Below are 21,621 nucleotides of genomic sequence, written 5' to 3'. Positions count from 1 at the left end.
ACCCTCACGCATGTGCGGACCCGTGCCGGCACCGTGAACGGCCGCCGGGCGCGCTCAGTCGTGCCAGGCGCCCAGTTCGTCGAGCAGGCGCTGGAGCGGGGTGAAGACACCGGGCGACGCCGCGACGGCCAGATCGCGGTTCGGCGGTTCTCCCGGGCGGGACCCGGTGAGGGCCCCCGCCTCGCGGGCGACGAGATCGCCCGCCGCGAGGTCCCAGGGGTGCAGGCCCCGCTCGTAGTAGCCGTCCAGACGGCCGGCGGCGACGTCGCAGAGGTCCACCGCGGCCGAGCCGCCACGCCGGATGTCACGGAAGCGCGGGATCAGCTGCCGTGCCACCTCCGCCTGGTGACGGCGCACGGACTGGACGTAGTTGAACCCCGTCGAGACCAGCGCCTGGTCCAGCGGGGGTGCGGGCCGGCACCGGAGCGGGCGGTCGCCGCAGAAGGCGCCGCGCCCGCGCACGGCCCGGTACGTCTCACCGCGCATCGGCACCTCGACGACGCCGACGACGGTCTCTCCGTCCCGCTCGGCCGCGATGGACACGGCCCACGTCGGCAGGCCGTAGAGGTAGTTCACGGTGCCGTCGAGCGGGTCCACGACCCAGCGGACACCGCTCGTGCCCTCCGTGGAGGCCCCCTCCTCACCGAGGAAGCCGTCGTCCGGCCGGGCACCGGTGAGGAAGCCGGTGATCAGCTTCTCGGCGGAGATGTCCATCTCGGTCACGACGTCGATCGGGCTGGACTTGGTCGCGGCGACGGCGAGGTCGTCGGGCCTGCCGTCCCGCAGCAGCTCACCCGCCCGGCGCGCGGCCTCCAGCGCGAGGGACAGCAGTTCGTCGAGCAGAGGGTCGGTCACGGAACGGCTCCAGGGTGAGTGGCTGTGTCATGTGCCGGGACGGGCGGGCAGCGACCGCACGTCCCCGTCCGTCCGTACGGCGGCTCTCCGTCCGTACGTCCGAGGTCCGCGGCACTGGGGCGGGTTTCGAAAGCAGCGTCGTCCGCCCGCCCGCCCAGACGGGGCTTTCGAAACACGCGCTAGTGCTGTGGCCGGTAGGTTCGCCGGGAAGCTCGCGTCGTACGGTGCGGTGCATCGCAAGGCGGAGGATCGCCCTCGCACCGGGCGTACTCGGGCGACTCCGACAACACCGCGAGGTGCCGTGCCGGGCGTCGCGAGCCGGTGAACCCTTCCGGTCACAGCACTAGGCGTAAGGGCTGTCCGCGCCGGCCGCCGCGGGGCGCTCCGACCTCGCGGGGCAGCATCCGATCGGGCAGAGGTCGTGGGACGGACCGAGCGCACCGAGCGCGCACCGCTCCACCACCTTCCCCCGTTCGGTCGCCGCGCGCTCCAGGAGCAGGTCGCGGACCGCCGCCGCGAAACGCGGGTCCGCCCCGACCGTCGCCGACCGACGGACCGCGAACCCCAGTTCCGCGGCCTTGGCCGTGGCCTCCGTGTCCAGGTCGTACAGGACCTCCATGTGGTCCGACACGAAGCCGATCGGCACCATCACGGCCGCCGGGACCCCCTCGCCGTGCAACTCCTCCAGGTGGTCGCAGATGTCCGGCTCCAGCCAGGGGATGTGCGGGGCGCCGCTGCGCGACTGGTACACGAGCCTCCAGGGGTGGTCGGTGCCGGTCTCCTCCCTGATCGCGTCGACGATCACCCGCGCCACGTCGAGGTGCTGCTTCACGTACGCCCCGCCGTCGCCGTGCTCGGCGACCGGACCCGAACTGTCCGCGGCCGCGTCCGGGATCGAGTGGGTGGTGAACGCCAGGTGCGCGCCCGCCCGGACGTCCTCGGGCAGGTCGGCGAGCGAGGCGAGCACGCCCTCCACCATCGGGGCGATGAAACCGGGGTGGTTGAAGTAGTGCCTCAGCTTGTCGACGCGCGGCAGCGGCAGTCCCTCCGCCTCCAGCGCGGCGAGCGCGTCCGCGAGGTTCTCCCGGTACTGCCGGCAGCCCGAGTACGAGGCGTACGCGCTGGTGGCGAGCACGGCCACCCGTCGGCGCCCGTCGAGGACCATCTCGCGGAGGGTGTCCGTCAGGTACGGCGCCCAGTTCCGGTTTCCCCAGTAGACCGGCAGATCGAGGTCGGCGCCGGCGAAGTCATTGCGGAGCGCCTCCAGCAGCGCCCGGTTCTGGTCGTTGATCGGGCTGACCCCGCCGAAGAGGAAGTAGTGCTGACCGACTTCCTCGAGGCGTTCCCTGGGGATGCCGCGGCCGCGTGTCACGTTCTCCAGGAACGGGACCACGTCGTCCGGCCCCTCGGGACCGCCGAAGGAGAGCAGCAGCAGGGCGTCGTAGGGGGCGGGGTCGCGCGGTGCGGGGTCGTGCTGTTCGGCCATGGTGCGATCCTCCCACCAGCCTCGGACAGCGGGAAAACCGCACTGGAGTAAGGGTTGCCTCACCAGTAAGCTGTACCGGCCACTCACATTCCTTACGGAGCGCCGTCTTGCCCAGTCCCTACCGCGCCATATTCGCGGCCCCCGGCACCCTGGCGTTCTCCGCCGCGGGCTTCTTCGGGCGCATGCCGCTGTCCATGATGGGCGTCGGCATCGTGGCCATGGTCTCCCAGCTGACGGGGCGCTACAGCCTCGCCGGCTGGCTCTCCGCGACCCTGGCGCTGTCGGCGGCGGTGCTCGGCCCCCAGGTCTCCCGGCTGGTCGACCGGCACGGGCAGAGAAGGGTGCTGCGCCCCGCCCTGCTGATCTCGGTCGCCGCGGTGGGAGGACTTCTCGTCTGCGCCCAGCAAGGGGCGCCGAACTGGATGCTGTTCGCGTTCACCGCCTGTGCCGGCTGCATTCCTGCCGTCGGCGCGATGACGCGGTCCCGCTGGGCGGCGATCTACCACGGTTCGCCCCGCGAACTGCACACCGCGTACGCCTTCGAGTCGATCGTCGACGAGGTGTGCTTCATCGTCGGCCCGATCATCTCCATCGGGCTGTCCACGGTCTGGTTCCCCGAGGCGGGCCCGCTGCTGGCCACCGCCTTCCTGGTGGTCGGCGTGCTCTGGCTCACGGCGCAGCGCGCGACCGAGCCCGTGCCGCACCCGCGCACGTCCGAGAGCGGCGGTTCCGCGCTGCGCTCCCCCGGCCTGCGGGTGCTGGTCGTGACCTTCGTCGCGACGGGCGCCATCTTCGGCTCGATCGACGTGGTGACGGTGGCCTTCGCCGAGGAGCAGGGCAGCAAGGCCGCGGCCAGCCTGGTCCTGGCGGTCTACGCGCTGGGCTCCTGCCTGGCCGGAGCGGTCTTCGGACTACTGCACCTGAAGGGGGCGCCGGCCCGCAGGTGGGTACTGGGCGTGTGCGCGATGGCCGTGAGTATGATCCCCCTCCAACTGGCCGGGAACTTGGTGGTCCTGGCCGTGGCGCTCTTTGTCGCGGGCCTGGCCATCGCGCCCACCATGGTGACGACCATGGCCCTCGTCGAAACGCACGTACCGCGCACCAAGCTGACCGAGGGCATGACCTGGACCGGTACCGGGCTCGCGGTCGGCGTCTCGCTCGGCTTGTCGGCCTCCGGATGGGTGGTGGACGAGTACGGGGCCGGTGCCGCGTACGCGGTGCCCGCGGTGGCGGGAGCGCTCGCGGTCGTGGTCGCGTTCTCGGGGTACCGCCGGCTGCGCAGGCCGGTGCCGACGCGGGAGGGGCGGGATGACGAGCACATCCAGGACCATGACGAGGAACGCGTGGCATAACTGGGCGGGCACGGTGGCCGCCCGTCCGCGGCGGGAGGTCACTCCGGCCTCGGCGGAGGAACTGGCCGAGACCGTGCGCCGCGCCGCGGAGGACGGCCTGCGGGTGAAGACGGTCGGCACCGGCCATTCGTTCACCGCGATCGCCGCGACGGACGGCGTGCTGGTCCGGCCCGATCTCCTCACCGGCATCCGGGAGATCGACCGTACGGCGATGACGGTGACCGTCGAGGCCGGCACCCCGCTGAAGCGGCTCAACGCCGCGCTCGCCCGCGAGGACCTGTCGCTCACGAACATGGGCGACATCATGGAGCAGACGGTCGCGGGAGCCACCAGCACCGGGACGCACGGCACCGGCCGCGACTCCGCCTCGATCGCCGCGCAGATCCGGGGGATCGAACTGATCACGGCGGACGGTTCGCTGCTGACCTGCTCCGAGAAGGGGACCGAGGAGGAGCGCGAGCTCTTCGCCGCGGCCAGGATCGGACTCGGCGCACTGGGCGTGATCAGCGCGATCACCTTCGCCGTCGAGCCGATGTTCCTGTTGACGGCCCGCGAGGAACCGATGCCCTTCGACCGGGTGACGTCGGAGTTCGACGAGCTGCACGCGGAGAACGAGCACTTCGAGTTCTACTGGTTCCCGCACACGGGCAACTGCAACACCAAACGCAACAACCGCAGCTCCGGCCCCGTCGCCCCGCCCGGAGCGGTTAGCGGGTGGATCGAGGACGAGCTCCTCTCCAACGGACTGTTCCAGGTGGTCAATTCACTCGGACGTGCGATACCGGCCACGATTCCGGCGATCGCCAAGGTCTCCAGCCGCGCACTGTCCGCCCGTACGTACACGGACATTCCTTACAAGGTCTTCACAAGTCCCCGCCGGGTGCGCTTCGTCGAGATGGAATACGCGCTCCCGAGGGAGGCCGCGGTCGCCGCGCTGCGCGAGCTGAAGGCCATGGTCGACCGTTCGCCGCTGCGGATCAGCTTCCCCGTGGAGGTGCGGACGGCACCCGCCGACGACATCACCCTGTCCACCGCGTCCGGGCGCGAGACCGCGTACATCGCCGTGCACATGTACAAGGGCACGCCGTACCGCTCGTACTTCACCGCGGTGGAGCGGATCATGACCGCGCACGGCGGCCGGCCGCACTGGGGCAAGATCCACACGCGCGACGCGGAGTACTTCGAGAGCGTGTATCCGCGGTTCGGCGAGTTCCTGGCACTGCGCGACCGGCTGGATCCCGACCGGGTGTTCGGCAACGACCATCTGCGGCGGGTGCTGGGCGCCTAGTGCCTCGCCAGGCAGGGTTGGCCCGTCAAGGAGCGGCGTCCGGTGCACGGGGTCTCCCGGCCTTACCAGGATCGCAAGGCGCCGGATCGACCTCGCGGTGGGCCTGCTCGGTCGATTCGGCAGCGCCGCGGGGCGCCGTGCCGGGCGCCGCGAGGGGCGAACGTCGCCTGATACGGCGCCGGCCTGCGATCGGGCTCCGCGGCGCCTGCCCTAGTGCTGTGGCCGGAAAGGTTCGCCGGGAAGCTCGCGGCGTACGGTGCGGTGCATCGCAAGGCGGAGGATCGCCCTCGTACCGGGCGCACTCGGGCGACTCCGACAACGCCGCGAGGTGCCGTGCCGGGCGTCGCGAGCCGGTGAACCCTTCCGGTCACAGCACTAGGGGGCGTCCGGCGCGGCACCTCGCGGCGACTCGGCCGGCACGGGCGCGGAGTGCGTCGGGTCCTGCTGCACCGCCGGACTCTCGCCACCGCTGGAAGCGGAGGGCCCGGGGGACGGCCCGCCCCCCTCACCACCGTCCGCTCCCGGAGCGGAGCCCGACGCGGAGCCGGAGCCGCCCCGACCGGCGCCCTCGGTGCCGCTCCCACCCCGGTCGCCCGCGCCGGAGCCGTCGTCCGTTCCGGAGGTGCCGTCGTGGCCGCCGCCCTGCTGCCCCTGCCGCCCGTCGTCCCGGTCTCCGCGGGAACTCGACGACGAAGGCGACCCGCCGCCGACCCGGTCGCCGCCGTGGACGGCCGTGCCCACCGTGGTGCCCGGCCCGCCGCCGAGGTCCCGGCCGGACGCGAGTTCGTACCCGGTGATGCCGAGCATCGCGACGGCGAAGGCGACGGCGGCGGCGATCAAGGACCGTTTCCGGCCGCGGGCGCGGGTGCCGTGGGTGGCCGTCGCGCCGAACTCCCCGTGACCGGACGGCTCACCGAACGCGGGGGGCTCCGTTGCCGAGGAACCGGCGGGCGGCCGGGAGTCCTTCGGGCCGGCCTGCTGCGTGACATCGCGGATCTGTTCGCCGGTTCGCCGGAACAGGTGCTGGAAGAGGGAGCCGCCGCAGGTGGCCACCACACTCACCACCCCGGCGCCCAGAATCGTTCCGTAGACGCCGAGTTGAGAGGCGAGGACGGCCGCCGCGACCGCCGCGAGGGCACTGCCCGCGACCTGCGGAACGCTCAGGTCCAGTCGCCGCTCCTTCCGCTCCGCCGCGCCGTCGTCCCTCGTGTGATGCATATCCGACCTCTGCTTACCCATCTCTCCCACCGTGCACCAAGAAGGGACATATGGGCGAATCGAATAGTTCCGATTATGCGGATTCTGTGAAGCTTGCCACCCCCGAATTCGGGGTAGAGGAAAGGAACTTGCGGCCTCCGCGACAAGTTCGGCGGCGCGCCGGTCCACCCCGATGGCCCGAATGGAGTACTGTGACGAGCCCTGGGTCCGGTCTCTCTCGCGGGTGCGCGGCCCCGGGAACAGGGGGCCGAAAGCGGCACTCGAACCGGCGGCGCCGTGGCACCGTGCGGTCGCCTGCTGTAGTGGGTGACGATGCTCGTCACCCTGCGTTGCAAACAGGTAACCGTGCCATAACGGCGGTCCAGGGCCCATGCCCGACACGCCGGGCAACTCGGCAAGGTTGTGGCAGGCTGCACCCGGGCAGGCCACACTCGACTAGCGGAAGCAGCGACGCACGTGACGTCGGCAGGCACCACCCGGGAGGTCCCCATGCCCGAACTGCGTGTCGTGGCCGTCTCAAACGACGGCACACGACTGGTGCTGAAGGCTGCGGACAGCACGGAGTACACGCTTCCGATTGACGAACGGCTGCGCGCCGCCGTCCGCAACGACCGCGCGCGCCTCGGCCAGATCGAGATCGAGGTCGAGAGCCACCTCCGCCCGCGCGACATCCAGGCGCGTATACGAGCAGGGGCGTCCGCGGAGGAGGTCGCCCAGCTCGCCGGCATTCCCGTGGAACGGGTGCGCCGGTTCGAGGGGCCCGTCCTCGCTGAGCGCGCGTTCATGGCGGAGCGTGCGCGCAAGACGCCCGTCCGCCGCCCCGGGGAGAACACCGGCCCACAGCTCGGCGAGGCCGTGCAGGAGCGCCTGCTCCTGCGGGGTGCCGAGAAGGACACCGTCCAGTGGGACTCCTGGCGGCGCGACGACGGCACCTGGGAAGTGCTCCTGGTCTACCGGGTGGCGGGAGAGCCGCACTCGGCGAGCTGGACGTACGACCCGCCGCGCCGGCTGGTCCAGGCCGTCGACGACGAGGCCCGGGCGCTGATCGGGGAGACGGACGACGCCATCGGCGTCACCCATGAGCCGAGCTTCCCGTTCGTACCGCGCATCGCCCGGCTCCCCCGGGACCGGCCGCTCGACCGCGTCCCGGACCGCCCCGCGCAGCTTCCGGCGCCGGAGGCCGACGAGACCGAGCGGGACTCACTGACCAGCCTGCTGGAGGCGGTCCCGAGCTTCCGCGGCGACCTCGTGGTGCCGGAGCGGCCGGCCCCGGAGACACCGTCCGCCGAGCCCGTCGAGGAACCCGAGGCCGAGGAGCCCCCCGCCCCCGCGGCGTCCGCCGGCGCCGGCTCGGCGTACGCGGACGTCCTGATGCCGCGGTCGGTCGCCGGTCACCGCGATCGCCTCACCGGAACCACGGACCGGCAGGCCGAGGCAGACGGCGTCCGCCCCGGCCGCCGGGCGGCGGTGCCCAGCTGGGACGAGATCGTGTTCGGCACCCGCCGGAAGAAGCAGGAGTAGCACTTTCGGGCCATCGCGGTGGAGGGCTCGTACGGGTTTCCGTACGAGCCCTCCACCGTTCCCCGGGCCGCATCAGGCGACGTTCTCACCGAGCGGGCCTCCTCCGTGGGCACGGATGCACGCCCGGCGCTCCGGCCCTCGCCGCGGCCGGCGGGCCCCGGAAGCGGCCGGCCCCGCGTGGCGCCGGTGCCGGCCCGCCCCCTGCCCGCTACTGCGGGTCGGGGCCCGTCGCGACCGGCCGGGTGGGATCGGAGGACCACTCCGACCAGGAACCGGCGTAGAGCGCCGCCGGGATTCCGGCGATCGCCAGGGCCAGGACCTCGTGGGCGCCGGAGACCCCGGAGCCGCAGTAGACACCGACCTCGCGAGCGTCCTCGGCGCCCAGGCGCTTGAAGCGGGCGGCCAACTCCTCGCGGGGCAGGAAGGTGGTGGCGCCCTTCGGGACGTTCTCCGTCGTCGGAGCCGAGACGGCGCCGGGAATGTGCCCGCCGACCCGGTCGATCGGCTCGACGTCGCCCCGGTAGCGCTCGGCGGCCCGGGCGTCCAGCAGGAGTCCGGACCGGGCGAGGGCCGCCGCACCGTCCGCGTCGAGCAGCGGCAGACCGCCGGGCACGGGCGTGAAGTCCCCCGGTGCCGTGGGAGTGACGTCCGTGGTCAACGGGCCGTCCCATGCCGCGAGACCTCCGTCCAGGACACGGACGTCCGGGTGTCCCGCCCACCGCAGCAGCCACCACGCCCGCGCCGCGCCCCAGCCCTGTCCCCCGTCGTAGACGACGACCGGGGCGCCACCCGACACGCCCGCGCGGCGCATCGCCGCGCCGAAGGTCTCCGTGTCCGGTAGCGGATGCCGCCCGCCCCGTCCGGGCGGTCCCGCCAGTTCGGAGTCGAGGTCGACGTACACGGCCCCGGGGATGTGACCGGCCTCGTAGGCGGCCCGGCCGTCGAAGGGTGCGGCACCGGCGGCCTTGGCCAGGGTGAGCTGCCAGCGGACGTCGAGCAGCACCGGGGGCCGCTGACCGGCTGACTCGCCGACGAGTTCGGTAGCGGTGATGATGGGGTTCATGACGCCATCTTCGCGCAAGGGCCGGCGGGCCCTTGCGCAGCGACGTCAATGGCCGCACCGAGGATGGAAGATGCGGGAACGGGCATCCTTCCCCGGGGGGATCCCCGGGCAGAGCGGCGCGGCCGTGACGCGCGGCGCGCCCGGTGGTGCGAGCATCTGCACGGGGTGAGGGCCGTCCCGTACGACGGCCCACCGGTCCCCCGCACGGCCACGACGACGATGGTCCGAGGAGAGAGTGACGATGACGACCGAGGCGACTCGGCGCAGACCCGGCACGCCCTGCTGGGTGAGCCTCATGGTGCACGGAATCGACGCGACGCAGGACTTCTACCGGGAGCTGTTCGGCTGGGACTTCGCCCCCGGGCCGCAGCAACTCGGCCCGTACGTGCGGGCGCTGCTCGACGGCAGGGAGGTGGCCGGCATCGGCCGGCTGCCGGCGGACCGCCATCTGCCGATCGCGTGGACGCCCTACATGGCCTCGGACGACATCGACGAGACCGCCGAGCGGATCAGGATGTGCGGCGGCACGATCGGGGTCGGGCCGCTCGACGCGGCGGACGCGGGACGGCTCGTCATCGCCGCCGACCCGGAGGGAGCGGTCTTCGGCGCCTGGCAGGCCGCAGCGCACACGGGCACCGCCCTCTTCGGCACCCACGGCACGCCCGTGTGGAACGAGTTGATGACACGGGAGACGTCGGCGGTCGGCAAGTTCTACGAGTCGGTCTTCGATTACGACCTCGAGCCCGTGGTCCCGGCCGGCACCGGCCTGCTGACGCTGCGTCTGGACGACCGCCCGGTGGCCTCGATCCACGGGGTGGGCCCCGCACTGCCGCGCGACAGGGGCTCGCACTGGATGACCTACTTCGAGGTCGAGGACCCCGACGCGATCGCGGTCACGGTGGTGGATCTCGGCGGCCACGTCGTGCGTCAACCGTACGAGGGCACAAGCGGCCGGCAGGCGACGGTGGCCGACCCCGAGGGCGCGGTCTTCACCATCGTGCGAACCGCTCGGAGTAACTGACCCGGGAGGCCGGCCGTCACGGGCCGAGCCCGCCTCTTCCGAGGGGGCGTTGCCGCGGCCGACCCCGCCTCGACCAGACCCGTCTACGTGCCGTGGAGCCCGTTGCCGTGGGAGCCGGAGGCCGGCCTCCGCCACTTGACGCCGGGACCGCGGCGGAGCCCGTCAGCGTCGCGAGCCGCCGGGAAGCCCGCTCCCCGACGGACACCGTGGTGCCCGGGTCGGCTGGGGTACGCCCGTCCCGGACCCGCTTCCACTCGATGCCGTGGTGCGCGTCCCCGGCGGGGTACCCCCCTCCCGGCCCCGCCGGGAGGCGCCGCCGGCGTCCGCTCTCAGTCGGCGGCCACGGGCAGCACGTCGGGCGACAGCGCCGCGGCCCGCGCGGAGGCGGCGGTCGCCCGCCGCCGGTGATGCAGCCGGCACAGCACCTCGTAGCCGATCTCGTCCAGGGCGACTGGTTCACGTCGCCGACGACGACCCCCCTCTCGCCTCACCCGAGGACTTTGAGGACCTGGACGGCTGGACGCTGCACCGGCTCCGGCACTTTGTCTCTGCTTAGTTTTCGTGTGGCGATTGACTTCAACGGGGCTGGTGGCCTGGGAGTTTGGGCTTTGCGCTGAGCCGTGTGGTGTTTCTACTGTCGGCGCTCATGATCCTGAGCTTCTTCTCGTCCCGAGGCTGGGAGTCCTGGGACGTCGAGCATCGGCCGTTGATCCCCGAGGGGATGCCTGTGCTCGTCGACGACGACCTGCGCTTCGAGGACGGTCCGGCCGCGCCGCGCCCGGCGGCAGTGGTGAACCGGTGGCTGTGTGAGCTCCCGGCCAGTGGGGCGCCAGCGCCGAGTTCGTGGGAGAACTACGCGCGGGTCCTCAAGGAGTGGATGGAGTTCCTGGCCGTACACGGAGTGGGTCTGTTCGACTCGCGGGAGCGGTTGAAGGCCGGGCTGAGCCGGTACGCCGAGCACCGGGCCGCGGGCCCGCTGAAGGCCCGGTTCGCGGCGACGACGTGGGGCCAGCACATGAGCATCCTGTCGTTGTTCTACCGGTGGGCGATGAACGAGGGGTACGCGACGGCGGAGCCGTTCACCTACCGCGCAGCGCGGGCCCTGTTCGCCGGGACCGGCCGGGAGGTCAAGGTGAACCTTGCGGTGCGCCGCACGCCGAAGCCGCACGTGACGATCAAGTACCTGGAGCCGGACTTCACCGAGTTGTTCCGCAAGGGGCTGCGCGGGCTGGCCCCGGATGGTTCGCAGGACACCGGGTTCCACGGCCGGGAGATGACCCGGAACGCTGCCATCGGGGACCTGGCGCTGGCCACGGGGCTGCGGCTGCAGGAGTTCACCTACCTGCTGCCGTGGGAGATCCCCGCCCTGCCGCCGGAGCCGACCGCGGTGCCGATCCCGTTTTCGGTGCCGGCCGCTATCACCAAGGGAAGGAAGTTCCGCACCACTTGGATCTCCTTCGAGGTCCTCGCTGCGGTGCACGACTATCTGGAGCTGGACCGGGCGGCCACGGCGGAGGGGGCACGGTGGCGGCCGCCGCGACGGTGGGGCGAGCCGCTGATGGTGTCCGAGCCGGACGCCCGGGGCGGGCTGATCAACGGTGTTCGCAGGCCGTGGGCGTCGCTGACGCCGGCCGAGAGGCGGCGGCTGGTCGCGCCGGACGGGGGTTCGTGCCTGTTGGCGGTGAAGAACGGTGGCGGTCCGTTCACCGCTTGGGCGACGGTTTTCGAGCGCACATCGGAGCGGATCCGGGCCCGGTTCGAGCCGCGTTTCCCGCACGTCTGGCCTCATCGGCTCCGTCATACGTTTTCGATGAGGACGCTGGAATGCCTGGTCACCGGGCACTATCGGCAGGCCGCGAGGCTCGTGACGGAGACGGACGCAGACGCCGCTCTTGTGTTCTACCTCTCCAAGGCCGACCCGCTGCTGGTCCTGCGTGACTTGCTTGGACACAGCACCGTACTCGTCACGGAAAAGTACCTCCGCCGCCTGGACACCACCCGCATCTACCGGGAGGCATACGAGGCCGCAGGGGCGGCGGCCGGCTTGACCGAGGACACGGAGGCCGAAGGCGAGGCCGCGGCAGAATTCGCCGACGACGTCGTGGCCGGAGGTGCCTGAGATGCCGGCCACGCTCATCGACGAACCGCTTGGCCTGGACTGCGTCTTCAGCGACGGCAGGCGCGCGAAGCTTTCCCTGGACGGCCTGCCCAACCCGCAGCTGGCCCGGGACCTGGCCGTCGGCCTGGCCGAGCTGGTCCACCCGCACGGAACCGTGGACGCCGCCGGCAGCATGCAGCACTACACCAGCGCCGCCCGGCACATGGTGCGGACCCTCGCGGACCGCGGGTTCTCCGGCAGTCTCCGACAGCTGAGCCGTGGCGTGCTCGCCGAGTACTGGATGGGCGCCTCCAGGGGACGTGAGGCCCTGACCCGGCACATGGTCCTGGGTTTCGCCGCGGCCGGGGGGACGCTCGTGCCGGGGGTGGAGGAGCTCACGAAGGGGAGGAACTACCACCCGCAGCCCTACCGCAAGCCCCTGCCGCCCTACGACGAGGCCGAGTGGGACCGGCTCACCAGCGTCTGCCGCACGCTGACCGAGGAGTCGTACGCCGGCCACCGCCAGGCACTGGCCGCCGCCTCCCGGGGACGGCACCCCGCCGAAGCAGGGTGGACAGCGGAGAACTTCTGCTGGCTGCTGTCACGGACCGGCCCGATCGGCACCCCCGATTTCGCCCGAGCTATCGGTGTGACCTTCGACGCCCTCCACAAACGCATCGGCGTCGGCCCCTTCCACGACGCCGTCCAGGGCGTCTTCCCTCACCTGGACGTGACGCTCGCCTACCGGCTGCTGTTCGGCATCTACTCCGGCATCGTGCCCGACGGCATCGACGATCTCGGTGTCGGCGACGTCGACTGGGCCGGCGACACCTCGATCCTGCTGTCCTACGTCAAGGGCCGCACCGCCGCCGAGAGTCTGAACCTCCCGCGTCGGGCCGTGCGCCTGCTGGAACAGTGGCTCGCCCACTCCGCGCTACTGCGGAGCTTCATGCCGCCCGGAGACCGGGAACGGCTCTGGCTCTGCCTGGCCCGGCCGGGAAACCCCGCCCTGGCCGCACGGAAGGTCACCAGCGTCTCCCGGCAGTCATGGGCTCGGCGGGACGGCATCCTCGACGCCGAGGGCAAACCACTGAAGATCCACCGGTCCCGGATCCGCACCACCCATCACGCGATGCGCGACAAGCGCACCTGGACAGGCAGCGCACGGGCCACCATCGACCCGAACCACACTCCGGCCGTCGAGGGCGACCACTACCTGAGCGCCACCACACCGGCCCAGCGCAAGGCCGTCGAGGCCATCGTCGAGGACGCCCAGCACGACCTGCTCAGACGCGCTCACCCGCCCACCGTCCTCACCGACGAGGACGCCGCCGCCCTAGCCCAGGACTACCCCGACGTCGTGGCCACCATGGAGCTCGACGACACCGCACTCGCCGAGTTGATCGGCGGGCAGCGGGATGTATTCACCGCCGCCTGCGGCGACCAACTGTCCGGGCTGCACGGTCCCAAGGGCAAGCCGTGTCCGGCCCGCCCCTGGGTCTGCCTGCTCTGCCCGCTGGCGGTGTTCGCCCCGCGGCATGCCGCGAACCTGCTGCGACTGAAGGCGTTCTTCTCCAGGCAGTGGCAGCAGATGCCCGCCGCCCACTTCATGGCCGTCTTCGGCCCCTACGCCACCCGCATTCAGCAAGTCCTGGACCGCTTCGACCCCGTCCTGCTGGCCGAAGCCGCCGCCCACGTCCGCGACAAGGACGACGAACTGCCTCTGCGACCCGAGGAGCTGACCGCATGACCACCGCTGTCACCGCGGCCTTTCACAGCGTGGGCGATGAGTCTCCCTTCGCCGGCGCGGACATCTGCCGAGAGGCGGGCTTCGACCTGCCCGCCGGAACCCGCCGACCGATCTTCGACGACGACCAGTGGGATTTCACCGACGTGATCGGACTGCCAGTACAGATGCCGCTGCACCAACGGCGCTTCGACTTCACCGCGATCACGGACCCGAGATGGAGACTGGTCGCCAAGGAACTCGTACTCGCGCTGCTGGCACCCCGGCATCCGGCAGCCGCACCCCTGCCCCGCGCCTACCGCACCGCATTGCACCTGCGGACCTGCGCAGGCCGACTCGCCGAGCTCAGCGGCTTCTTCCACTGGCTCGCCGACCAGGGCCACACCTCCTCCCTCACCCAGATGGATACCAGGTGCTGCGAGGCATACCTGGCCCACCGGCGCTACGTACTCGACGAGCACGGCACCGTGGTCGGCAGCCAGAGCCCGGCTGTCCGGCGAGCCGCCGCCCTGGTCCCCATCGACCTGGTCAACTACCGCGAACTGTTCACCGCCGACCGACCCAGCGACGATCTTGTCCCCTGGAAAGGCGCCACCGCCTCCGCCGTCGCCGAGATGCCCAACGGCCGGGACGAGAACAAGACTCAGCCCGTCGAGGACAGCGTGCTGCAGCCGGTCCTGGCCGCCGCCCTCTACCTGCTGTCGGCCCTCGGCCCGCATGCGGTCACGCTCGCCGAAGACATCCGGGAAGCTGATCGCATCGGTGTCCGCTATGCCCGCAAAGCCAGCAGCCGTCATGGGCGCAAGCCCCCAACCCAGCACCCAGAGGCGAAGATCACCGCGTTGCTCGCCGAACACGAGAGGACGAACGATCCCCTTCCCTTGCTCCCGGACCGCCACGTTGCCGACCGAATCGCCAAGGGCTGGGCGGCCAATGATCCGCTGGTGCACGTCTCTCTTGACCTCCTCGCCCGCCGGGCCGGGCTCAGCCAGTTCAGCCCACGGTGGCTGACCACCCTGCGTGAGCCGCTGGAGGAGACTCTGGCGAAGGTCGGAGCGGACAGGGAATTCGGCCGCAGCGCCGCCAGCGTCGCGGCGGCGGACGACAACGAGGCGGTGCCCTGGACGCTGCCGCTGCACCGGCTTCAGGCGGTCGCCCTGGTCGGCGTCGTCCGCACCGCCGCGGTGATCGTCCTGGCGGCGGTTTCTGGGATGCGCTCCAGCGAGCTCATGGAGCTGACGGTCGGCTGTCGCCGTCCTCCGGAGGAACCGGCCCCCGGCCTGACCCGTTACCGGCTGGTCAGCAAGGTGATCAAAGGACAGGAACTTGGTGGCACCGTCGACGAGTGGGTGGTCATCGAGCCCGCATACCGCGCCGTCGAGCTGAGCGAGCAGCTTCACCCCGACCCGCGCGAAGGCGCCACACTCCTGGGACGGTTCGCCTTCGACGTCCGCTACCGCTGGTTCCGGAACTGGGTCAACTCCCAGGCCGGACAACGACTCGGCCTGGCCCCGATCCCCACCGGACCGGTCACTCTGCGGCGCCTGCGACGGACCCTCGCGCTGGAGATGGCCTACCGCCCCGGCGGCGTCCTCGCGACCAAGATCCACCTCAAGCACATCGCCGTCGCGACCACCGAGGGCTACAGCTCCCGCCCCGGCGGCGCGCAAGCAGAACTGCTTGCCGAGGTCAACAAGCACGAAAGCGACCGCAACCTCCAGCTCGTCCTGGACGAGTTCCGCAACTACCAGCAGGGCAGCCTCCCCGCTGGCCCCGGAGCACGCGAACTCACCGCGTTCTTCGCCAGCATCGACACCCAGCTCGACGCAGTCTCAGCCGCGGCCCCGAAAACCCAGCGCAACGACCGCGACGTGCTCAACCTGCTGACCAAACGCGCCAAGGTCCTCCACCTCGGCCCGGCGAACTACTGCTGGTTCACCGACCCGTCCCGGGCACTCTGCCTCAAGCTGGCCGGCACTCCTACCGCCGACAAACCGCTGATCGGGATGTGTGACTCCGCCCGCTGCCCGCAGGCCACCCATCATCCCTGCCACCGGCCCGTCTGGGCCGAGTACGCCGAACGCACCGAGACGTTCATCGGCCAGCTCGGCACCACACGCAGGACCGAACGCACCCGGCTCCAGGCAGATCACGACCGGGCCCTCCGAGTCGTCGCCGAGATCGACGCCGCCAGCACCATCGCCCACGAGGAGTCCGCATGAGAATCTCCGCAGCCCAGCGGACCGAGAACGAGAACCGCATCCGGGCCGCCATGGACCGCCTCCTGCGCGGCGAGATCCCGCCAGGCGGAAAGTGCGACATCAAGACCCTCGCCAGCGAGGCGGCGGTCGACCGCACCGCCTTCTACGGCACCCGCCCCTACTCTCACCTCCGCGTCGAGTTCGAACGGCGCCTGAACGCCATGCGCGAGGCTGGCGAGATCCCCGACCCCCGCGAAGCCCAGATCATGCGTCTCAAGGCGGAGAACGCCAAGTTCCGGGAACGGCTGACCGCGTCGGAACAGGCGATCGATGAGCTCACGGACTTCCGCAGCCAGGCCCTCGCCCAACTCGCCGCCCAGCACGAGGAGATCATCCGGCTTCGCAAGTCCGTCGCTGGGACAAGCCCAGTGAGTCGCCTGCCCACGCCTCGAACCACAGTGATTGGAACCTGCAGCTGACAGCCCCGGGCTCGTTGTTCGGCGCTGTCAGAAGCAGAGTGATCGAAAAGGGTTTGCAGACGAGGGCTGCGGTTGGATAGACGTTACCGCTGGACCCCCACCACGAGGGTTGAGGGGCCACGACAGCGAGAGGAGGGATAAGCCCATGATCCCCATGATCACCGCGCTTGTGTCCTCCCGGGGTGCGGACCACGTCTGACCCCGGAGCGGACGGGCGCCTTCACCGGAGAGTGCCTTGACCGTGAAAACGAACGACCTGACCATGCGTCCGATCACCGGGCGCGAAGAACTCGACCTTTTCTCCCAACTGCCTTACGTCCTCAATGAGGAACTGGCGGACGACCTTGCCGCCGGCCGTCGACGTCCGGAGTGGATGTGGGTCGCCCTGCGCGGTGACCGCCTGCTGGCCAGGGCGGCCTGGTGGAGCCGATCAGCCGGCGACGCACCACTCATCCTGGACATCCTCGACATCGAAGACAGCGCCTCGGGCTCCGATCACGTGAACATCGGGGTGCGGCTTCTGCACGCCGCGATGGCCGCTGCCCTCCCGAACGGGTCGCGTCCCCCTGAGTACAGCCGTTTCGTCCCGCCGGACTGGCGTGAGAACGCGGTGACGAGACAAGTCGTCGAAGACCGCATGACGGTACTTGAACGGACCGGTGCCCGGCTCTTCGTCGAACGACTGCGCCTGGAATGGCGTCCGGGATCGCCAGTTCCCGAGCCCAACGGGCGCCTCGTCTTCCGGCCGGTCCACGATGGCGAGGAACTCGTGGCTCTGATGTCCTCAGTTCTGGACGGGACTTTGGACGCACATGGCCGTGACGACCTGACCCGGATGTCCGTACACGAAGCGGCCGTCCGGCACTACGAGGACGAGCTGGCGCGTTACACCAGCCCGCGGGACTGGTGGCGCATCGCAACACTGCCCGATGGAGAGCCAGCGGGGTTCGTCATTCCGGCCCGCAACGACTACAACGCGATCATCGCCTACATCGCGGTCCTGCCCTCACACCGAGGCAACGGCTACATCGACGACATCCTCACCGAGGGCACCCGAATCCTCGCCGAGCAGCACGTCCCCCGCATCCGCGCGTCCACAGACCTCGGCAACATCCCGATGGCGAACGCCTTCCGGCGCGCTGGATACATCAATTTCGAGCGTGAGATCAACATGACCTGGAGCTGATCGAGCACTGGGCGGGGGCTCCGCAGACGGCGTCCCCGCCCCCCAGTCGAGTGATCTACACCACATCAACAAGGCCGGAATGCAACACGTGCCGTTCCCATCATCACGAAAGAGGTCCCGGCAGCGGACCTGCTCAATGACGACACGACCTCACCGCACACGGCCTCTGCGGAGACAAGTCACAGCGCACTCACGCACGACGCCGAGGGCGGCACCTCCACCCCGATGCTGCTCGCACGCTCCCGCCACGCCTCCGTCCGTTCCCTGGAGCGGTACGCCCGGCCCGGCGTCGACGCTGTCGCCCGGCACGTCGCGCGGTACGACCCCGCTGCCCGTCGCCGGGGCTGAACCAGGCACCTCGGCGGTCAGGGCGCGGAAACCGTCTGCCGAGCGCCGTCACTTCCCGTCCTGAGTCGGTTGCGGTGAGGGGTCGGGGCTGGACGCCGTCGCTGGCCGGCGCGAGATAGCGCCGATCTGCCAGGTGGCGGAGTACAGCAGCAGTGCCACCGTGAACGAGGCGCCCGCTCTCTTGGCGGCCCCGGTCAACACGCCTTCGGCGAGGGTCCCCCACGGAGCCTGGACCGTCTTGGAGGGATAGGTGGTCTCCATCGCACCGTCGCCCAGGTCGACGGTAGTCGGTTGGCTGTAGTCCACTTCGGTCACATAGCGGTAGGCGTTGAAGTCGCCACGGGTGTGGACGGCGCCACCCAGCACGGGTGCCGCAACCAGCAGAGTCACCACGCTCCACCGCATGACGGGACCCAGGCAGGCAACGGTGTCGGTGCCGCCATGGGTGCGCAGACGGTCCCGGCGCCGCCAAAGATGCCAGCCGACGGCCGCCAGGCCGAAGGCGGTGCTCGCGTACTGCAGCAGCCGGGCGACCGTCAAGCCGCCCAGGGCCGAGGCGCGCAGCGGCTGCACGTGGGTGACCAGGAAGCCGTCGCCGTGGGTGAAGGAGTCCCACACGAGGTGGGAGGCGATACCGATCAGGGCGGAGACCAGGAGCCACATGGCGTGGTGGGCCTTGGCCAGCAGGCCGGTTGTCCGCTCGGGTTCCGGGAGGCGGAGGCCGGACGGGAGCAGTGCCGTGATGGGCGCGCGCAGCATCCGGTAGGCGGCGACCAGACCGATGGCAAGGAGCAGATCGACCACTGGGCCCACACCGAGCGAGTGGGTCTGCGTGGCGTTGAGGAGTGGCCCGTACCAGTCCTGGGGGCTGTTCTCGGACACGCCGAGGACGTCCAGGAAGTACGGGACGTCGGGGGCCACGGCGCCCGCGACCAGGTACGCCGGAACGAAGGGCCGACGCATCAGCGGCAGCACCGCTGCGGGGTGGGACAAGGTGAACGGCAACTGATGATCTTCTCTGTCCGGAAGGGACCGGGCTGGGGTCACTGCACGTCGCGCTGCGGGTGCCCTTTCGCTGCGGGCACCCAAGATCGCACGACCGGCCCAGACAGCACTCCCGGATAGAACACCGGAGAGAGTATTCATCTCAACGGACTATTGCAACGTGCGCTGGGCACGGTGTGCTGCCAGCGTGGAAGCCGTCAGGCAAGACACATGGTCGGCATGGCAAAGCCGGCCGCCCGTTGGCGGGCGGCCGGAAAGTAAAGGCGGGGTCAGCGTCGGCGGCGCACTGCCTGGAAGAACGCGGTGAGCGCGGCCACGACCGACAGCAGGAGAAGGGTGCCGAGGACGGGCCGGAGATCGCCCCAGGCAGTCGCGTAGGAGTAGGCGACCAGCGGCGGAGAGGCCACGGCCATCGCGCCCATCTCACGCAGACCTGAGGAACGCGCGCGGAGGGCGAGGACGGCCCCAGTGAAGGCGAGGACCAGCACCGGCCAGGCACCGTAGTCCGTGGTCACACCGAAGGCCCCTGTATAGGTCCCTGCATTCACGACGACGACGGGAAACCACCCTGCGGCAGCCATGGCGCCGGCCGCCGCCGACAGCCGCCTGTCACCGCGGCGATCCGAAGGGCAGGCGAGAACGACGGCGACGGTCAGCAACGCCGCGACCGGAGCGGTGGCCCCCTCGTCGTACAGGCGAGTGCCAGCGGCCCACTGCACGGCCGTCCCCAGCAGCCCGCACACGGCCATCCCCACACCCGGCCCCCACCGGCCGGTCAAGGCGATGACCGCGCCGACGCACACCAGCAGTGAGAGCAGCATGTACAGGCTCCACGCACCATCCATGGCGAAGAGCTGTACCCGTACCGGGGCCGGCGAGAGAACAAGCCCGGCGTACCAGCGTGTCAGTTGCAGCCCGCTGTCCACCGCACCGGCCGCCAGTGCGAACGGGGCAGCCAGGGCGAAGAAACGCCCCGCAGGCGACGCCGAGTCAAGCCCCAGCCGAACCCGCAGGGCGTGCGCGACCAGGTCGGCGTCCGCGCGCAGCCGAGCCGCCCGCGGCATGTCTGACGTCATCTCCCGGTGCACATCGATGATTTCCTGCCCGTGAGCAGCCCGGTACGCAGCCGGATACAGACGGACGAGGAGATCACTCACGCCGGCGCCGCCGCACCGTCGGCCAGACGCCGCCTGACTTCCCGGGCGGTCGCGGCCAGCCGCTCCGCCTCAGCCTCCAGCCGCTCCCGCCCGGCGGGAGCGAGAGCGAAGACACGACGAGCCCGGCCGCCCACCACCTCCTCACGCTCCACTTGGATCAAACCCTCCGCCAGCAGCCTGTCCAGCGCCCCGTAGAGCGCCCCGGTACGCGGCGCCACTCGGCCGTCGGTGATGTTCTTGACCTCCTGTGCGATGGCATACCCGTGCCGAGGGGCATTCGCCAGCGCCGTCAGCAGCAGCAGGGCCAGCTCCTGCATTCCTCGTTCGCTCATACCGACAGAGTATTCCGCCCGACGGACCTTCGGCGGGCAGCAGATGCGGCACCCGCAGATGCCCGACCTGCCGCCCTACGCGGTCGAGCACGTCGCGAAGCAGGTGGGCGTCGCCACGTCCGAGCTGGGGTTTTACGACTTCACCTCGCGCGCCGCGAAGCGGCACCGCAGCGAGCTGGGGGATTTGACCGGCTGGCACGAGTGACACCAGGACCGACCTGGTCAAGCTCGTCTCGCACCTGGTGGACGTGATCTGGCACGACGAGCGCCGTGAGGAGCAGGTGCGGGCCGAGCTGCTGAGGCAGATGCGCGTGGACCTGATCGAGCCGCCCACCGCGGCCCAGGTCAACACGATCATCCGTTCCGCGTTGCACCAGGCCGACGAGCGGGCCGTCGCCGAGGTCGCCGCACGGCTCGCCCGGGCGAAGGACTGCACGCCGCGGCTGGACGCGCTGGTCTTCACCGGCCCGACCGGCGACGACACCGATCCGGGCGACAGCGCGACCGTGGACGGCGACGACACGGCGGACGAGGACGATGTCGAGTCGGTGCTGGCCGACATCAAGGCGCATCCGGGCAACGTCAGCCTCAACTCGCTGCTGGACGAGATATCCAAGCTGGGGCAGGTCCGCGCCGTCGGAGTCCCGGCCAAGGCGTTCACCGGCATCGGGTGCGACTCCTGCAGGACTCGGGCCTGAAGCATCCGCAGATGCTTTCGAGGATGGATTGGACCCAGCTGAGGGAAGGACCATGTTTTCCTCGTGCGTCTCATGGCCTAGTACTGCAACGGTCTTTGGTGTGACGGTGGTTTGGGTTCTGGTGGGGTGTGGCCTCGTCGTTTGTAGTGACAGATGCGGGCTTGGTGCTGGCGTCGGCGGCGCCAGGTGGACCAGTGCAGGACGTGGAGGACGGCTGGTCGGGGCCCTGGAGCGAGGCGGGTGATCAGGCGTCTGAGTTCCGGCAGACTCAGGGGGACGAGGCCGGAGGATCCGTTTCTGCTTTCCCGGCCTCGAGTTCGGCGGCCCGCAGGACGGTCAGGCAGGCGTGGGCGGCCATGGCGAGGGTGATGTGCCGGTGCCAGCCTGGGTAGCGGCGGACCTGGTAGTCGTCCAGGCCACACTCCTGCTTCGCGCTCTGGAAGCACTCCTCGATCGCCCACCGGGCTCCGGCCACCTGAATGAGATCGTCGAGGGTGGCCTCGGCGGGTGCGTAGGCGATGTAGTAGGCGATCTCCCCGGGGCGGGTGAGGCTGCGGCGGGCCAGG

Annotated in this window: 18 protein-coding genes and 2 pseudogenes; 11 read left to right on the top strand and 9 right to left on the bottom strand. The window is 70.9% G+C overall.

The genetic code is table 11. The features are described from left to right. Nucleotides 1-54 precede the first annotated feature (54 nt). Together QMZ92_RS18835 and QMZ92_RS18830 are read right to left on the bottom strand one after the other, a co-directional pair. Entirely contained in the window at nucleotides 55-855 is an 801-nt protein-coding gene (locus QMZ92_RS18835; protein ID WP_283298536.1) for an inositol monophosphatase family protein, read from the bottom strand. A 343-nt stretch (nucleotides 856-1,198) separates the two neighbouring features. Continuing rightward, entirely contained in the window at nucleotides 1,199-2,341 is a 1,143-nt protein-coding gene (locus QMZ92_RS18830; protein ID WP_283298535.1) for a ferrochelatase, read from the bottom strand. Nucleotides 2,342-2,448: 107 nt separating this feature from the next. Here QMZ92_RS18830 and QMZ92_RS18825 point away from each other — a divergent pair, with 107 nt between their 5' ends. Continuing rightward, a complete protein-coding gene (locus QMZ92_RS18825) occupies nucleotides 2,449-3,693 on the top strand; it encodes an MFS transporter (protein WP_283298534.1) in 1,245 nt (414 codons plus the stop codon). Then, complete coding sequence (locus QMZ92_RS18820) at nucleotides 3,650-4,981, top strand: D-arabinono-1,4-lactone oxidase (RefSeq protein ID WP_283298533.1); 1,332 nt, start codon at nucleotides 3,650-3,652, stop codon at nucleotides 4,979-4,981. Before QMZ92_RS18825 ends, QMZ92_RS18820 begins: the two co-directional genes overlap by 44 nt. 375 nt (nucleotides 4,982-5,356) lie before the next feature. Here QMZ92_RS18820 and QMZ92_RS18815 read toward each other — a convergent pair whose 3' ends face one another. Then, the gene (locus QMZ92_RS18815) at nucleotides 5,357-6,220 is read right to left on the bottom strand and encodes a hypothetical protein (RefSeq protein WP_283298532.1); all 864 of its coding nucleotides are present in this window, start codon (nucleotides 6,218-6,220) and stop codon (nucleotides 5,357-5,359) included. Nucleotides 6,221-6,655: 435 nt separating this feature from the next. Here QMZ92_RS18815 and sepH point away from each other — a divergent pair, with 435 nt between their 5' ends. Then, nucleotides 6,656-7,720 (top strand): septation protein SepH, encoded by a 1,065-nt coding sequence (gene sepH, locus QMZ92_RS18810; RefSeq protein ID WP_283298531.1) that lies wholly within the window; start codon nucleotides 6,656-6,658, stop codon nucleotides 7,718-7,720. A gap of 208 nt (nucleotides 7,721-7,928) precedes the next feature. Here sepH and QMZ92_RS18805 read toward each other — a convergent pair whose 3' ends face one another. Then, entirely contained in the window at nucleotides 7,929-8,783 is an 855-nt protein-coding gene (locus QMZ92_RS18805; protein ID WP_283298530.1) for a sulfurtransferase, read from the bottom strand. Nucleotides 8,784-9,024: 241 nt separating this feature from the next. Between QMZ92_RS18805 and QMZ92_RS18800 the strand changes: the two genes are divergently transcribed. Then, nucleotides 9,025-9,804, top strand: coding sequence for a VOC family protein (locus QMZ92_RS18800; RefSeq protein WP_283298529.1), 780 nt, complete (start codon nucleotides 9,025-9,027; stop codon nucleotides 9,802-9,804). Nucleotides 9,805-10,133: 329 nt separating this feature from the next. Here the strand turns inward: QMZ92_RS18800 and QMZ92_RS18795 are convergent. Beyond that, nucleotides 10,134-10,279: pseudogene (locus QMZ92_RS18795) on the bottom strand (thymidine kinase); the annotation flags it as partial. Between the two features lie 171 nt (nucleotides 10,280-10,450). Between QMZ92_RS18795 and QMZ92_RS18790 the strand changes: the two are divergent. The 5 genes from QMZ92_RS18790 to QMZ92_RS18770 all read left to right on the top strand — a co-directional run bounded on the left by QMZ92_RS18790 (nucleotide 10,451) and on the right by QMZ92_RS18770 (nucleotide 17,515). Then, complete coding sequence (locus QMZ92_RS18790) at nucleotides 10,451-11,923, top strand: site-specific integrase (protein WP_283298528.1); 1,473 nt, start codon at nucleotides 10,451-10,453, stop codon at nucleotides 11,921-11,923. Nucleotide 11,924: 1 nt separating this feature from the next. Then, nucleotides 11,925-13,652 carry a hypothetical protein gene (locus tag QMZ92_RS18785; protein ID WP_283298527.1) on the top strand — a complete coding sequence of 576 codons (1,728 nt, stop codon included), beginning with the start codon at nucleotides 11,925-11,927 and terminating at the stop codon, nucleotides 13,650-13,652. Further along, the gene (locus QMZ92_RS18780; protein WP_283298526.1) at nucleotides 13,649-15,871 is read left to right on the top strand and encodes a site-specific integrase; all 2,223 of its coding nucleotides are present in this window, start codon (nucleotides 13,649-13,651) and stop codon (nucleotides 15,869-15,871) included. Before QMZ92_RS18785 ends, QMZ92_RS18780 begins: the two co-directional genes overlap by 4 nt. After that, a complete protein-coding gene (locus QMZ92_RS18775) occupies nucleotides 15,868-16,329 on the top strand; it encodes a hypothetical protein (RefSeq protein ID WP_283298525.1) in 462 nt (153 codons plus the stop codon). The genes QMZ92_RS18780 and QMZ92_RS18775 overlap by 4 nt, the downstream gene beginning before the upstream one ends. 262 nt (nucleotides 16,330-16,591) lie before the next feature. Beyond that, entirely contained in the window at nucleotides 16,592-17,515 is a 924-nt protein-coding gene (locus tag QMZ92_RS18770) for a GNAT family N-acetyltransferase (RefSeq protein ID WP_283298577.1), read from the top strand. A gap of 396 nt (nucleotides 17,516-17,911) precedes the next feature. Here QMZ92_RS18770 and QMZ92_RS18765 read toward each other — a convergent pair whose 3' ends face one another. The 3 genes from QMZ92_RS18765 to QMZ92_RS18755 form a co-directional block, all read right to left on the bottom strand. Then, nucleotides 17,912-18,868: a DUF4184 family protein gene (locus tag QMZ92_RS18765; protein WP_283298524.1), complete on the bottom strand. Its 957-nt coding sequence runs from the start codon at nucleotides 18,866-18,868 to the stop codon at nucleotides 17,912-17,914. 269 nt (nucleotides 18,869-19,137) lie between these two features. Then, nucleotides 19,138-19,944 carry a hypothetical protein gene (locus QMZ92_RS18760; RefSeq protein WP_283298523.1) on the bottom strand — a complete coding sequence of 269 codons (807 nt, stop codon included), beginning with the start codon at nucleotides 19,942-19,944 and terminating at the stop codon, nucleotides 19,138-19,140. Nucleotides 19,945-20,021: 77 nt separating this feature from the next. Beyond that, nucleotides 20,022-20,357 carry a PadR family transcriptional regulator gene (locus tag QMZ92_RS18755; RefSeq protein WP_283298522.1) on the bottom strand — a complete coding sequence of 112 codons (336 nt, stop codon included), beginning with the start codon at nucleotides 20,355-20,357 and terminating at the stop codon, nucleotides 20,022-20,024. Between the two features lie 58 nt (nucleotides 20,358-20,415). On the opposite strand from QMZ92_RS18755, the gene QMZ92_RS18750 reads away from it, so the two are divergent. Together QMZ92_RS18750 and QMZ92_RS18745 are read left to right on the top strand one after the other, a co-directional pair. Beyond that, on the top strand, nucleotides 20,416-20,562 hold the full coding sequence (locus QMZ92_RS18750) for a DUF4158 domain-containing protein (RefSeq protein ID WP_283298521.1): 147 nt from the start codon (nucleotides 20,416-20,418) through the stop codon (nucleotides 20,560-20,562). A gap of 43 nt (nucleotides 20,563-20,605) precedes the next feature. Continuing rightward, nucleotides 20,606-21,055, top strand: coding sequence for a hypothetical protein (locus QMZ92_RS18745; protein ID WP_283298520.1), 450 nt, complete (start codon nucleotides 20,606-20,608; stop codon nucleotides 21,053-21,055). A gap of 268 nt (nucleotides 21,056-21,323) precedes the next feature. On the opposite strand, the pseudogene QMZ92_RS18740 reads toward QMZ92_RS18745, so the two are convergent. After that, a pseudogene (locus QMZ92_RS18740) lies at nucleotides 21,324-21,621 on the bottom strand (IS701 family transposase); the annotation flags it as partial.

Origin of the sequence: Streptomyces sp. HNM0645 (genome assembly GCF_030056615.1) — a bacterium.
In the GTDB taxonomy this organism is placed as follows: domain Bacteria; phylum Actinomycetota; class Actinomycetes; order Streptomycetales; family Streptomycetaceae; genus Streptomyces; species Streptomyces marianii.
Note: the sequence above shows the minus strand (reverse complement) of the source record. Positions and strands in the feature narration are given on the sequence as shown.